Genomic DNA, 14,450 nt, shown 5'->3' on the forward strand with positions numbered 1-14,450 from the left:
GCCGGCTTCCGCCGTCGGGCATTGCGCGGTGGGACGCTCCGTACGGTCAGCGCAGAACTACCGTGCGCCCGCCGTCGAGCATTACCCGGCCTTCACAGTGCCACCGGACCGCGTTACTGAGCGCCTTGCACTCAGCATCGCGGCCCACGCGGACCAGGTCATCGGCCGTGTACGTGTGGTCCACGTCGATGACCTGCTGGGCGATGATCGGTCCCTCATCCAGTTCGGCATTGACGTAGTGCGCCGTAGCGCCCACTGTCTTCACGCCGCGGTCATAGGCCTGGTGGTACGGCTTGGCGCCCTTGAAACTGGGCAGGAACGAGTGGTGGATGTTGATGGTTTTGCCCGTCAGCTGGGCCGACAGCTCATCGCTAAGGACCTGCATATAGCGGGCCAGGACCACCAGTTCCACCTCGAACTCGTCCACGAGCTCCAGCAGGCGGGCTTCCTGCGCACGCTTGGTCCCCTGAGTGACCGGGAGGTGGAAGAACGGGATGTTGTGCCACTTGACCAGCTCTTCGTGGTCCGTGTGGTTGGAGACCACGGCCACGATTTCCACCGGAAGATCACCCGTGCGGGCCCGGAACAGCAGGTCATTGAGGCAGTGCCCGAACTTGGACACCATCACCAGGACCCGGCGCTTGCGGCCATGAGGTTCCAGCTGCCAGCTCATGGCCCACTCAGCGGCCAGCGGCTCGAAGTCCCGGCGCAGGTCCTCGGTGCTGAAGGCTGTTTTCCCTGCCGCGAAATGCACCCGCATAAAGAACTGCTGGGCCTGGCGGTCACCGAAGTGATTGGTGTCGATGATGTCGCACCCGTGATCCAGCAGGTACCCCGTGATCGCGTGGACAATGCCCGGGGACTCGGCGCAATTGACTGTCAGAACATGTTCGGTTGTCACTCCCGTGAAGCCTTCGCCGCGGCCAGGGCCTCTTCGTCAGCCAGGGCCTTCTCCTCTGCCACGACCTTCTCGCCCGCGAGGTCCTTCTGGAACTCCGCGTAGCGGGCCAAGTGGGACGGGCGCTTGCGCAGGATGACCCAGGCGATGCCCAGCAGGACGAACCAGATGGGGGTGACCAGCAGCGCCACCAGCGTGTCCGGCTGCGTGGTCAGGGCCCACAGGACGAACGCGAAGAACGCGAAGACCACCCAGACCATGGGGACGCCGCCGGGCATCTTGTACTTGGATGATTCGTGCAGGTGCGGGCGGCGTGAGCGGAACTTCAGGTAGCTGGCCAGGATGATGGACCAGACAAACACGAAGCAGACGGCGGACACGGTGGTAACCATGTCGAAGGCCTTGCCGATGTCCGAGCCCGCGTACATCAGGATGACGCCGGAGAGCAGCAGGATGCAGGAGAGGAACAGGGCGTTCTGCGGGACCTTGCGGGCGGACAGGCGGCTGAACACGGTGGGCGCGTCGCCCTCCTGGGCCAGGCCGTAGACCATGCGGGAGGTGGAGTAGATGCCGGAGTTGGCGGAGGACATGGCCGAGCTGAGCACCACCAGGTTCACCACGGTGGCTGCGGCGCCGAGGCCGGCCAAGGAGAACATGGCGATGAACGGGCTGTGGCCGGCCTGGAACTGGGTCCACGGGGTGACGGACATCAGGATGATGAGGGCGCCTACGTAGAAGAGCAGGACGCGGATGGGGATGGAGTTGATGGCCTTGGGCAGGTTCTTCTCAGGGTCCTTGGCTTCGGCGGCGGTGGTGCCCACGAGCTCAATACCCACAAACGCGAAGACGGCGATCTGGAAGCCGGCAACAAAGCCCATGAATTCGTTCGGGAACATCCCGCCGTGGCTCCACAGGTTCGTGAAGGTGGCCGGGCCGGCGTCGGACTCGAAGCCGCTGAAGATCATAAACAGGCCCACAATGATGAGCGCGGCGATGGCGATGATCTTGATCAGCGCGAACCAGAACTCGGTCTCACCGAACGCCCGCACGGTGGCGAGGTTCAAGAGCAGCAGGATGCCGATGGTGACCAGGCCCGGGATCCACAGCGGCAGCGAGGGCCAGAGTTCCTTCGAGTATCCGGCGATGGCGATCACGTCCGCGATCCCGGTGATCACCCAGCAGAACCAGTAGGTCCAGCCGGTGAAGAAGCCGGCCCAGGGGCCCAGCAGGTCCGCGGCGAAGTCGCTGAAGGACTTGTAGTTCAGGTTGGACAAGAGAAGTTCGCCCATAGCCCGCATGACGAAGAACAGCATGAAGCCGATGATCATGTAGACAAAAATGACGGACGGGCCGGCGGCCGAGATGGTTTTGCCGGAGCCCATGAACAGGCCCGTGCCGATGGCGCCGCCAATGGCGATCAGCTGGATGTGCCTGTTACTGAGCTGGCGTTCAAGGTGGGGAGTTTGGGGGGAAACGGTGGTCTTACTGCTCACGTGCTGCTCCTCGAATCAGTGCTGGCTGGAGTGCCGTTGGGGATGATGCGTGGCCCGCTTCATTGGGGACCGCATCGAGGTTGTTGAAGCTGTAAAGGTGGATCCCTGCGATGCCGGGCTGGCTTTCGAGCCCGGCCACCAGGGTGTGGGGTGAGTAGCGGTCGCCGCTGAGCAGCTTGCGCGCCAGCGTTCCTTTGCTGCTGAGGAACTTCAGGGAACTCCCGACGCCGATCTGCGTGGCAAGTGCCAGCAGTTTGCTCCGCGGGACGGACCCCGCCACGCCCGCCCAGACGGGCAGGTTCACGCCTTCACGGCGCAGGAGCGCCGCAAAGTCAAGGATTTTGGGCGCGTCGAAGCACATCTGGGTGACCACGTGGGTGGCCAGGTGCTGCTTGTCCTGCAGGGCCTCGAGCAGGTCCAGGGCGGCCACGGTCGGGTGGCCTTCCGGGTACCCTGCCACGCCGGCGCGCATCCGGCCGCCGGTGTACTGGGCGATGTCTTCAAGCAGCGGCAGGGCGGACCCGTACGGGCCGGCAGGCTGCTTCCGGTCGCCGCCGATCACAAACACCTCGCCGATGCCCGCGCCGTCGCAGTCCCGCATGAACCGGGTCAGTTCGGCCCGGTCATGGATGCTGCGCGCGGCCAGGTGCGGGATGACGGTGTAGCCGAAGTCGCTCAGCTCCACCGACGTGCGCATGGTCCGCTCGATTCCGTGGTGCGGCAGGCACGTCATGGTCAGCGTGGTGGTCAGCGGAACCAGCGCCCGGACCTGGTCAACGATCCCGGTTGAGGGGATGATTTCGATTCTTGTAGGGAGCATCTTCGGTCCTTTCCTGATATCGAAGGGTCAGCTGGCGTGGGCTGCCAGCAGTGTGCTGGCTTCCTGGCGGGTGCTGCCGGAAGACTCGATGTGGGCGAGCTGGGCGGGGATTTCCCAGCCCTTCTTGCGCATCGCGGTGGCCCAGAGCCGGCCGGCCCGGTAGGAGGAACGGACCAGCGGTCCGCTCATGACGCCGAGGAAGCCGATCTCCTTGGCCTCGTCCTGGAGGTCCACGAACTCCTGCGGCTTGACCCAGCGGTCCACCGGCAGGTGCCGCTCGGACGGTCGAAGGTACTGGGTGATGGTGATCAGGTCACAGCCGGCCTCGTGCAGGTCCCGCAGCGCCTCGGAGATCTCCTCGCGGGTCTCGCCCATACCCAGGATCAGGTTGGACTTGGTCACCATGCCCAGGTTCCGGCCCTGGGTGATGACATCCAGGGACCTCTCGTACCGGAACGCGGGCCGGATCCGCTTGAAAATCCGGGGCACGGTTTCAACGTTGTGCGCGAAGACCTCCGGCTTCGAAGCGCAGATCGCCTCGATGTGCTCGGGCTTGCCGGAAAAGTCTGGGATCAACAGTTCAACGCCGGTGCCCGGGTTCAGCTCGTGGATCTTCCGCACCGTCTCGGCATACAGCCACACACCCTCATCGGCCAGGTCATCCCGGGCCACCCCGGTGACGGTGGCGTAGCGCAGCTGCATGGCCAGGACCGAACGGGCCACCTTCGTGGGCTCAAACACGTCCACCGGGGACGGCTTACCCGTATCGATCTGGCAGAAATCACAACGCCGGGTGCATTCGGAGCCACCAATCAGGAACGTCGCTTCCTTATCTTCCCAGCACTCAAAAATGTTCGGGCAGCCGGCCTCCTCACACACCGTGTGCAGGCCTTCCTTCTTAACCAGGTTCTTGAGCTGGACATACTCCGGACCCATCTGGACCTTCGCCTTGATCCACTCCGGCTTCCGCTCCACAGGTACTGCAGAGTTACGCTGCTCAACGCGCAGCAGCTTCCGGCCTTCTGGTGCCAGTGTCATCAGTTCTCTTCCCTTAGCATTCCACGACGTTGACGGCGAGGCCGCCCATGGCTGTTTCCTTGTACTTGGAGCTCATGTCCCTGCCGGTCTCGCGCATGGTCACGATCACCTCGTCCAGCGACACCCGGTGGGTGCCGTCGCCCCAAAGCGCCATCTTCGCGGCGTTGATGGCCTTCGCCGCCGCGATCGCGTTGCGCTCGATGCACGGAACCTGGACCAATCCGCCGATCGGATCGCACGTCAGGCCCAGGTTGTGTTCCATCGCGATCTCCGCGGCGTTCTCCACCTGCTGGGGTGTGCCGCCCATGACCTCGGCGAGGGCACCGGCCGCCATCGACGACGCCGACCCCACCTCGCCCTGGCAGCCCACCTCGGCGCCCGAAATGGACGCCTGTTCCTTGTACAGCACCCCGATGGCACCGGCCGTGAGCAGGAACTTGACCACAACGTCGTCGCGGTCTTCCTGCGTGGCTTTGTCCATCCCGGGTGCGAAATGCAGTGCGTAATACAGGACTGCCGGGATGATCCCCGCGGCACCGTTGGTGGGTGCCGTGACCACCCGGCCGCCGGACGCGTTCTCCTCGTTCACTGCCAGGGCGATGAGGTTCACCCATTCCTGCCAGTACTTCGGGTCCCGGTCCTTGTCCTCCTTTTCGAGGCGCTCACGCCAGTCCGGAGCACGACGGCGGACCTTCAGTCCGCCGGGCAGCAGCCCCTCACGCTTGAGGCTGGTTGCCACGCACTCCTCCATGACGGAGTAGATGTGCAGCAGGCCCTCGCGGATTTCCGCCTCCGACCGGGAGGCAAGCTCATTCACGAACATGACCTCGCCGATGGACAGGCCCTTGGACTGGCACCGGCCCAGCAACTCCGCGGCGGTGCGGAATGGCAGCGGCAGCTCCTTCTTGGACTCGTCCAGTTCCTTCAGGGCCGCGTCCTCTTCACCTTCGCGGACAATGAAGCCGCCGCCCACGGAGAAGAACGTGGCCTTGTGCAGGACCTCGCCTTCTTTGTCGCTGACTGTGAAGGTCATGCCGTTGGTGTGCCGCGGCAGGACAGTGAGCGGGCGCAGGACCATGTCCTTGACCCCGTAGGGCAGGGGTACGGAGCCGGCGAGCTGGAGGGTGCCGGTTTCGGCGATCGCGGCGAGCCGCTCCTCTACCTCGGCCGGCAGGATCTTTTCGGGGTGGAAACCCTCCAGGCCCAGCAGGATGGCCGTCATGGTGCCGTGGCCGTGGCCCGTCGCTGCCAAGGACCCGTAGAGGTCCACCCGCAGCCCCGCCACCTTGTCCAGGCTGCCGGAGCCCTTAAGCTCCTCGGCAAACACCGCGGCAGCCCGCATCGGGCCAACGGTGTGCGAGCTCGAAGGCCCGATCCCGACGGAGAACAAATCAAAGACTCCAACGGCCATGTGCGTTTCCTAACTAACTAATTAATTGGTCGGGTTGGGTGGCGCCTGGCCGAATTCCTCCGCGTGCTGGCTCGTACCTCGCCTCTGACGCACGCTTCCGGAATCCGCCCAGTCACCCGCGAACGTCACCAAAGGCGACGGTCCCCGCGAGTGCCGGTGGGGCTGGCATCCGGCAGCGTGCGTCAAAGCGACGAAGGAGCAGCACGCAGAGGATGTCAGTCCCACCGGTACGGGCAGAAGCTAAATGCCCGGGTACAGCGGGTGGGCGGCGGCGAGTGCCTCTACCCGGTGACGCAGGCCGGAAAGGTCCGCGTCGGCGTCGGCAATCAATGCCTCGGCGATGATGTCCGCAACTTCGCGGAAGGCTGCCTCGCCGAACCCGCGGGTTGCCAGCGCGGGGGTGCCGATCCGGAGACCTGAAGTGACCATCGGCGGCCGCGGATCGAACGGCACGGCGTTGCGGTTGACGGTGATGTCAATCGCGGCCAGGCGGTCCTCGGCCTGCTGGCCGTCCAGCTCGCAGTTGCGCAGGTCAACCAGGACCAGGTGGACGTCGGTGCCGCCGGAGATCACGTTGATGCCCTTGGCGGTGACGTCCGGCTGGACCAGGCGGTCGGCCAGGATGCTGGCGCCAAGCAGGACGCGTTCCTGGCGTTCCTTGAACTCAGGCGAGGCCGCGATCTTGAAGGCCACAGCCTTGCCGGCGATCACGTGCTCGAGCGGTCCGCCCTGCTGTCCGGGGAAGACGGCCGAGTTAATCTTCTTGGCGATCGCGGCGTCGTTGGAGAGGATGATGCCGCCGCGCGGACCGGCGAGGGTCTTGTGCGTGGTGGAGGTGGTGACGTGGGCGTGCGGCACCGGGCTCGGATGCAGCCCAGCTGCCACCAGTCCGGCGAAGTGCGCCATGTCCACCATCAGGAAGGCACCCACCAGGTCGGCGATCCGGCGGAATTCGGCGAAGTCCAGCTGGCGGGCATAGGCCGACCAGCCGGCAACGATCAGCTGCGGCTTGTGCTCCAGCGCCAGGCGCTCCACCTCGGCCATGTCAATGGTGTGGGTGTCTTCGCGGACCTGGTACGGGACCACGTTGTACAGCTTGCCGGAGAAGTTGATCTTCATGCCGTGGGTCAGGTGGCCGCCGTGGGCCAGGTTCAGGCCCATGATGGTATCGCCCGGCTTGATCAGCGCGTGCATCACCGAGGCGTTGGCCTGGGCGCCGGAGTGCGGCTGCACATTGGCGAACTCGGCACCGAACAGTGCCTTGACCCTGTCGATGGCGAGCTGTTCGATGACGTCCACGTGCTCGCAGCCACCGTAGTAGCGCTTGCCCGGGTAGCCCTCGGCGTACTTGTTGGTCAGGACGGAGCCCTGCGCCTGCATCACGGCGACGGCTGTGTGGTTCTCCGAGGCGATCATTTCCAGGCCATTGCGCTGGCGGCCCAGTTCGTCATCGATCTTGGCAGCGATCTCCGGGTCCAGCACCGACAGGTCGGTGTCCAGGCTCGCGGAGACTACCTGCTCAAAAACTGCGGTACCGGCAGCGGCGCTCACAGTTCGCCACCGTTTACTTCGGCGTATTCCTGCGCCGACAGCAGCGGGCCCTCGGACTCGACGGTGACCTTGAACAGCCAGCCGGCACCGTAGGGATCAGAGTTGATGAGTGCAGGATCGCCGACGGCGTCGTCGTTGATTTCCGTGACCTCGCCCGTCACCGGGGAGTACAGGTCGGAGACAGACTTGGTGGACTCGATCTCGCCGCAGGTCTCCCCCGCGGTCACCGTGGAGCCAACCTCGGGCAGGTCCACGTACACGATGTCGCCCAGCGCCTCAGCGGCAACAGCGGACACGCCAACAACGGACGGGCCCGAGCCATCAGTGGAAATCCACTCGTGCTCGGCGGAGTACTTCAGTTCAGCGGCAACCTTAGCCATGTGTGTTTCCTTAGGTTTCGAAGTCAGTTGTGGTCGTGCGGTCGGTGGGCGGGAGTATTCGAAAGCGTGCGTCAGAGCGAGGAACGAACAGCACGCGTGAAAACTCCGGTCCGCCGGTCCCGGACTCAGGGAGCCGGAGGACTTACTTTTGGCGCTTGTAGAACGGCAGGGCGACAACCTCGAAAGGCTCTGCCTTGCCGCGCAGGTCGATGTCCAGGGCGGTGCCAATCTCGGCGTGCTCAACGTCGACATAGGCCATCGCGACCGGGTAGCCAAGGGTGGGGCTGGGCTGGCCGGAGGTGACTTCGCCAACCACTGCGCCGTCCTTGAGCACCGGGTAGTGCCCGCGGCCGGCGCGACGTCCGAGTCCCTTCAAGCCCACAAGCTTACGCTTGGAACCGGCTTCCTTGGCGGCTGCCAGGGCGGAGCGGCCCACGAAGTCGCCTTCCTTGCTCTTGAGTGCCACAACGCCACCCAGGCCGGCATCGAACGGTGACCGTTCGAGCGAAAGCTCGTTGCCGTAGAGCGGCATGCCGGCTTCGAGGCGGAGCGAATCGCGTGAGGCGAGGCCGCACGGAACGATCCCGAACTCGGCCCCCGCTTCGGCGACGGACGCCCAAAGGGAGGCGGCGTCGTCGTTCGCTACAAAGAGCTCGAAGCCGTCCTCGCCGGTGTAGCCGGTGCGGGCCAGGATGACGTTGTGGCCGGCCACGGTGAGTTCGTTGAACGCGTAGTACAACAGGCCGGTAACCAGTGCGTGCTGGGCCTCATCGGTCAGCTTGAGCAGGATGGCCTCGGCCTTGGGGCCCTGGACCGCGATCAGCGAGGTGATGGCGGAGGCATCCTCCACCTTCACGTTGAAAGCCGTGGCACGTTCGGCCAGGGCGACGGCGACGGTGGGGGCGTTGCCCGCGTTGGGGACCACGAGGTACTTCTCGTCGCCGAAGCGGTACACGATGAGGTCATCGATGATGCCGCCGTCGGCGTTGCAGATGAGTGAGTACTTGGCTTTCCCGTCCGCGATGGCGGAGAGCTTGCCCACGAGTGCATAGTCCAGGAACGCGCCGGCTTCCAGGCCGGAAACCCAGACTTCGCCCATATGGGAGAGGTCGAACAGGCCGGCAGCGTTGCGCACCGCGTGGTGCTCGGCCAGCTCCGAGCTGTACTTCAGGGGCATCTGCCAGCCACCGAAATCGGTGAAGGAAGCGCCGAGTTTCTTGTGCTCTTCGTAAAGAGCGGTGTAGTTCTCAGTCATTATGAAAGCCTTTCACACGAAACTAGTTCGCGAATTCCTCGATGGGCGGGCAGGAGCAGATCAGGTTGCGGTCCCCGGCTGCGCCGTCGATCCGGCCTACGGGCGGGAAGTACTTGTCCTGCTTGAGGTGGTGGAGCGGGAAGGCTGCCTGCTCGCGCGGGTACGCGCGGTTCCAATCGGAATTCACGACGGCGGACGCGGTGTGGGGTGCGTGGCGCAGCGGGCTGTTCTCGACGCTGAAATCGCCGCTGGCCACCTGGTCGATTTCCTTCCGGATGCTGATCATCGCGTCGATGAACCGGTCGATCTCCACCAGGTCCTCAGACTCCGTCGGTTCCACCATCAGCGTGCCCGCAACCGGGAACGCCAGGGTAGGGGCGTGGAAACCGTAGTCAATGAGGCGCTTGGCTACATCCTCAGCCGTAACGCCGGTCTTCGCCGTCAGATCCCGGAGGTCCAGGATGCACTCGTGCGCCACGAGTCCGCCCTCACCGGTGTAAAGGACCGGGAAGTACTCGTTCAGGCGCGCCGCAACGTAGTTCGCCGCCAGCAGCGCCGACTTCGTCGCCTCGGTCAGGCCCTCGGCACCCATCAGCTTCACATACGCCCACGAGATCGGCAGGACGCCCGCGGAACCGTAGTTGGATGCGCTGATGGCCACGCCGTGGCCCGCTTCGTGGGCTGACTTGTTAGCGTCACCGGGCATAAACGGTGCCAGGTGCGCCTTCGCTGCGACCGGACCAACACCGGGTCCGCCGCCGCCATGCGGGATGCAGAACGTCTTGTGCAGGTTCAGGTGCGAGACGTCACCGCCGAACTTGCCCGGCTGCGCCAGACCCACAAGGGCGTTCAGGTTGGCACCATCCACGTAGACCTGGCCGCCGGCGGCGTGCACGGCGTCGCAGATTTCGGTCACGTCCGCGTCGTACACACCATGGGTGGAGGGGTAGGTGATCATGATCGCCGAGAGGACGTCCTTGTTCGCCTCGATCTTGGCGTTCAGGTCCGCGTGATCAATGCTGCCATCCGCAGCGGTCGCCACCACAACCACCTTCATGCCGGCCAGGACAGCCGAGGCCGCGTTGGTGCCATGCGCCGAAGCCGGGATCAGGCACACCGTCCGCTGGTCATCGCCGCGGGACAGGTGGTAGCCACGGATCGCCAGCAGGCCCGCGAGCTCACCCTGGGACCCGGCGTTCGGCTGCAGCGACACCTGATCGTAGCCAGTGATTTCCGCGAGGTCAGACTCCAGCCCGCCGATCAGCTCACGCCAGCCCACGGTCTGGGAATCCGGGGCAAACGGGTGGATGGAGGCGAACTCCGGCCAGGAAATGGCTTCCATCTCCGCCGTGGCGTTCAGCTTCATGGTGCACGAACCCAACGGGATCATGGTCCGGTCCAGCGCCAGGTCCCGGTCACTGAGCCTGCGGATGTAGCGCAGCAACTGCGTCTCGGAACGGTGCGTGTTGAACACCGGGTGCTGCAGATACTCAGAGGTGCGGAGCACGGACTCGGGCAGTTCAAAGCCCTTCGCCTCCACCACGGGACCGGCACCGAAGGCGACGGCGATCGCGGAGAGGACATCCGTCGTCGTGGTTTCATCAGCGGAGACGCCGATGGTGTCCGCATCGATCTGGCGCAGGTTGATGCCGCGCGCTTCGGCGGCGGCGATGACCTTGGCGGCCTTGCCCGGGACGCGCACGGTGACGGTGTCGAAGAAGGTCTCGGTAACCAGGTCGCGGCCGGCGACCTTCAGCGTGGTGGCCAGGGTGCGGGCGTTGTGGTGGACCTGCTCCGCGATTGCCTTCAGGCCATCGGGACCGTGGTAAACGGCGTAGAAGGAGGAGACGATGGCCAGCAGTGCCTGCGCGGTGCAGATGTTGGACGTGGCCTTCTCACGGCGGATGTGCTGCTCACGGGTCTGCAGCGCCAGACGGTACGCCGGGACACCGGCGTCGTCCTTGGAGACACCGACGAGGCGGCCGGGCATGGACCGTTCCAGGCCCTTCGCCACCGCCATATACGCCGCGTGCGGGCCGCCGAAGAACAACGGCACCCCAAAACGCTGCGTCGAACCGACCGCGATGTCCGCACCCTGCTCCCCGGGAGGGGTGATCAGCGTCAACGCCAACAGATCAGCGGCAACGGTCACGAGCGCGCCGCGCTCCTTCGCAGCAGCAATAACGGTGGCGTGGTTGAAGACCCGGCCGGACACACCCGGCTGCTGCAGCACCACACCGTTAATGACACCGTCCGGCAGGCCCTTCGACAGGTCAGCGACCTCCACCTCGAACCCCAGGGCCTCGGCACGGCCCTTCACGATCGCGATGGTCTGCGGCAGGCAATCCGCATCCAGAACCGTCTTGCCATCCCGGGCCTCCCTGCTCTTGTTCGCCCGGCGCATCATCAGCACAGCCTCAGCCACCGCCGTGGCTTCATCCAGCAGGGACGCGTTCGCGATCGGCAGGCCCACCAGGTCCTGGACCATGGTCTGGAAATTCAGCAACGCCTCCAACCGGCCCTGCGAAATCTCCGGCTGGTACGGGGTATACGCGGTATACCAGGCCGGGGCCTCCAGGATGTTCCGGCGGATCACCGCAGGCGTCACCGTGCCGTAATAACCCTGCCCGATCATCTGCACAGCCGTCTTATTCTTCGCAGCCAGCTTCCGCAACTCGGCAAGGACCTCAACCTCGCTGAGGGCGTCCTTGAGGGCCAGCGGCTTGGCCTGGCGGATGGAGTCGGGGACGGCAACGTCCACGAGGCCGTCAACGCTGTCATAGCCGACGGCCTTGAGCATGGTGTCAACATCGGCCTGGCGGCGCGCACCGATATGCCGATCGGCAAAAGTGGAGGGGGACGACTGGATGGTCATGAAGGAACTCCATAATTCAGGTGGCGTGCTGGGTACGCCACATTGACTCGGGTTCCTCCCCGCTCTGTATTGGACCTGAGAGTTTCCGCGCCTACCTGCTTTCACAGGGTGACACTTGCACCGTCGGTGAGCCCGTTGCCGGACTACTTTCCAGAGTTGCCTAACCGCGGCGGTACGTGGGCCTGAGAGATTCCCGGAGAGGATTTGCTCCTACGGCGCCTGCTGAACGTACCGGCAGGACTCTCCCGCCGCAGATCAAAAGCATGTGCCACTTCGTCAGTGACACGTCTCACAGGATAACCGGATTTCAGGCCGCTTGCAAGGCGGCGACCAGACTCATCAATAGTGCTCGCGAGATGGGGTGCGTGCCTCATTTGAGAAACGCTCGCGTAAATCACGGGCCGCCACGGGCACGGCGGTGACGATGAGGGATGGGCCTGTCGATGGGTACGCGTAGGGAAATCACGAAGCAGTACGCACGCGATTATGCGAAAGGAGCCAAGAAGGCCAAGGGGGCGGTGCTCGATGAGCTGGTGGCCGTCACCGGCTGGTCAAGGGCCAATGCCCGTCGGGCGCTGTCCACGGCCCGTAAGCGTAAGGGTCCTGCGAAGGCTGTTGTGCGGAAGCCGCGGGGACGTACTTACGGCTACGGCACCCTCAAGGTCCTGATCGAGGTGTGGCGGTTCGCGGGGATGCCGTCGGGTAAGTACCTGGCCGCCACCATGGACCTGTGGCTGCCCAAGCTTGAGGCCTTCGGGGAACTGGACAAGGACAGGCTGACCCCTGAGGTGAGGGCGCAGCTGCTGAAGGTCTCCGGTGCCACCATCGACCGGCTGCTCAAACCGACCAAGGACGCCGGCAGGCCTAAAGGCCTGTCCGCGACCAAGGCCGGGCCCTGCTGCGCAACTCAATCACGGTCCGCAAGGCCGGGGATGAACACGAACAGGCTCCCGGTTTCATCGAAGCCGACATGGTCGTCCACTGCGGCCCCACCCTGGCCGGGGAATTCGCCAGGACCCTCACCGCCACGGACGTGTTCACCGGCTGGACCGAGAACGTCGCGGTCCGCAACGGCGCGCACAAATGGGTGCTGGAGGCAATGGATGAGGTCGTGGCACGGCTGCCGTTCCCCATGGTCGGGTTGGATACCGATAACGGAGGAGAGTTCATCAACTACGCCCTGATCAAATGGGTCGATGACAAGGACATCTACTTCACCCGGTCCCGGCCGTACAAGTCCAACGACAACGCCCACGTCGAGCAGAAAAACGGCGACGTGGTCCGCCGGCACGCCTTCCACTACCGCTACGATACCGCCGCGGAGCTGAAGCTGCTCAACGCCCTCTACGCCCTCGTGCGGGTACGGCTGAACCTCTTCACCGCCACCACGAAAGCGGTCGGCTGGCGCTCCAATAAGCACGGGAAGAAGGCCCGCATCTATGACAAACCGCGTACCCCGTACCAACGCGTGATCGATTCCGGGATCCTGACCGGAGCTAAAGCCGCGGAACTCGCCGAGCTGATGGAGATCACCAACCCGGCCGACCTCACCCGCGGCATCACCAAGATCCAGACCCAGCTGATCGCACTCGCCGCAGCGAAAACACGGGCACTGGAAGCATCATCCACGCGAGCACAATTAGATGAGGCAAGCAAGACACTTTCGCGTGCATCTTGACATGAGTCGTTTCGGGCGGCGCGGGGAGGATGGATGCCAGTGCCACCTGGCTGACTGTTTCGCCGGGGACGCTCATTCTGGCGTGGCGCTGCCAGAGGTGGAGGCCGGCAGTGGCGATGAGCCCAGAAGCGACAGCGGCGGCCGTCGAATGACGTTTGTGCCGGCCACAACCACCCGTAACTGTGCGGCGTGTGGGTCACATGGGGTCACGCCAGGGTTCGCAAGGGTCGTTTCGGGATCAGTCGGACCATTCCGGGTGAGTCGCGCCTCCGGCTGAGGCGAGTACCGGGTAAGCGGAGTCATGGCAGGTTCCGATAAGTCGAGTACTGGGTACTCGTACTTTCGGTCGGCGTACGTTCGTAGACTCCGGCTACCGGACGCTGCGATCCGCGCCCCGGTCCGAACCAGATCTGAAGGGGCATTGAGCTCACATGAGAACAACTTCACTTAGAGTGGCCGGCGCGTCGGCGGCGTTGGCAGGCCTTATGGCGGTGGCGGCTCCGGCAATGGCGTCCGTGATATTTGATCCGGCCACGGGGACGGGGTTTGTCGGCAAGGGGGATGTGCAGCTTGTCTTTTCCTGGAATAACAAAGTGCTCCAGGACAACGCATTTGCCGTGGACTTCCGCGTGAATTCTGTTAGCGAGACGACGTGGACCTGCACGAAGATCGTCGTGCAGGGCAACGCTGAAACACGGGAAATTGTTCAACAGCACAGCACCACCAGCACTGCCCAAGGACTCGTCACCACGGTTGCGCGTGAGAACTCCAAGGGTAAGGACGGAGCCGTGACAGGCTTCTACCTCACTGGCTATGAAGGCGCGCCTGTCTTGGGCACGGACGGACCCGCGCCAGGTTCCTGCCCGGCTGACCCCAGCGGCTTCGTCTATGACGGAAACGCGGTGACGACCGAATCCGGCGGCGGCCTCCAGGTCACCCGCGACGGGACGAACTGGTACAGCATCGGATAGGTTCCGGCAGTGCGACGGGCAGCGCAGGGGCGGGACCATCGCTGCTGCCCGCCCGTCGTCGCCCGTTCAGGAACCTTGGG

11 protein-coding genes and 1 riboswitch are annotated in these 14,450 nt (G+C 64.7%); of the genes, 2 read left to right on the forward strand and 9 right to left on the reverse strand.

What is annotated here, in order from left to right; all coding sequences use genetic code 11:
- Positions 1-46: 46 nt before the first annotated feature.
- The 9 genes from purU to gcvP all read right to left on the reverse strand — a co-directional run bounded on the left by purU (position 47) and on the right by gcvP (position 11,721).
- Entirely contained in the window at positions 47-901 is an 855-nt protein-coding gene (gene purU / locus ACQCS0_RS17050; protein WP_354224619.1) for a formyltetrahydrofolate deformylase, read from the reverse strand.
- A complete protein-coding gene (cycA, locus tag ACQCS0_RS17055) occupies positions 898-2,391 on the reverse strand; it encodes a D-serine/D-alanine/glycine transporter (RefSeq protein WP_354224617.1) in 1,494 nt (497 codons plus the stop codon). The genes purU and cycA overlap by 4 nt, the downstream gene beginning before the upstream one ends.
- Entirely contained in the window at positions 2,381-3,211 is an 831-nt protein-coding gene (locus ACQCS0_RS17060) for a methylenetetrahydrofolate reductase (RefSeq protein ID WP_426939925.1), read from the reverse strand. The genes cycA and ACQCS0_RS17060 overlap by 11 nt, the downstream gene beginning before the upstream one ends.
- A 27-nt stretch (positions 3,212-3,238) precedes the next feature.
- Positions 3,239-4,249 carry a lipoyl synthase gene (gene lipA, locus ACQCS0_RS17065; protein ID WP_354155263.1) on the reverse strand — a complete coding sequence of 337 codons (1,011 nt, stop codon included), beginning with the start codon at positions 4,247-4,249 and terminating at the stop codon, positions 3,239-3,241.
- 13 nt (positions 4,250-4,262) lie between these two features.
- Positions 4,263-5,660 (reverse strand): L-serine ammonia-lyase, encoded by a 1,398-nt coding sequence (locus tag ACQCS0_RS17070; RefSeq protein ID WP_426939926.1) that lies wholly within the window; start codon positions 5,658-5,660, stop codon positions 4,263-4,265.
- A 240-nt stretch (positions 5,661-5,900) separates the two neighbouring features.
- Positions 5,901-7,211, reverse strand: a complete 1,311-nt coding sequence (gene glyA, locus ACQCS0_RS17075; RefSeq protein ID WP_426938838.1) for a serine hydroxymethyltransferase — start codon at positions 7,209-7,211, stop codon at positions 5,901-5,903.
- Positions 7,208-7,591: a glycine cleavage system protein GcvH gene (gcvH, locus tag ACQCS0_RS17080; protein ID WP_252570121.1), complete on the reverse strand. Its 384-nt coding sequence runs from the start codon at positions 7,589-7,591 to the stop codon at positions 7,208-7,210. The genes glyA and gcvH overlap by 4 nt, the downstream gene beginning before the upstream one ends.
- A 142-nt stretch (positions 7,592-7,733) precedes the next feature.
- Entirely contained in the window at positions 7,734-8,846 is a 1,113-nt protein-coding gene (gene gcvT / locus ACQCS0_RS17085) for a glycine cleavage system aminomethyltransferase GcvT (protein WP_426938839.1), read from the reverse strand.
- 22 nt (positions 8,847-8,868) lie between these two features.
- On the reverse strand, positions 8,869-11,721 hold the full coding sequence (gcvP, locus tag ACQCS0_RS17090; protein ID WP_426939927.1) for an aminomethyl-transferring glycine dehydrogenase: 2,853 nt from the start codon (positions 11,719-11,721) through the stop codon (positions 8,869-8,871).
- A gap of 160 nt (positions 11,722-11,881) precedes the next feature.
- Positions 11,882-11,979: riboswitch (glycine riboswitch) on the reverse strand.
- A gap of 652 nt (positions 11,980-12,631) precedes the next feature.
- Here gcvP and ACQCS0_RS17095 point away from each other — a divergent pair.
- Entirely contained in the window at positions 12,632-13,399 is a 768-nt protein-coding gene (locus tag ACQCS0_RS17095) for an integrase catalytic domain-containing protein (protein WP_426940211.1), read from the forward strand.
- Positions 13,400-13,830: 431 nt separating this feature from the next.
- Positions 13,831-14,370 carry a hypothetical protein gene (locus tag ACQCS0_RS17100; protein WP_354222363.1) on the forward strand — a complete coding sequence of 180 codons (540 nt, stop codon included), beginning with the start codon at positions 13,831-13,833 and terminating at the stop codon, positions 14,368-14,370.
- The last annotated feature ends 80 nt before the right edge of the window (positions 14,371-14,450 follow it).

The sequence above is a fragment of the Pseudarthrobacter sp. S6 genome (genome assembly GCF_050156575.1).
In the GTDB taxonomy this organism is placed as follows: Bacteria; Actinomycetota; Actinomycetes; order Actinomycetales; family Micrococcaceae; genus Arthrobacter.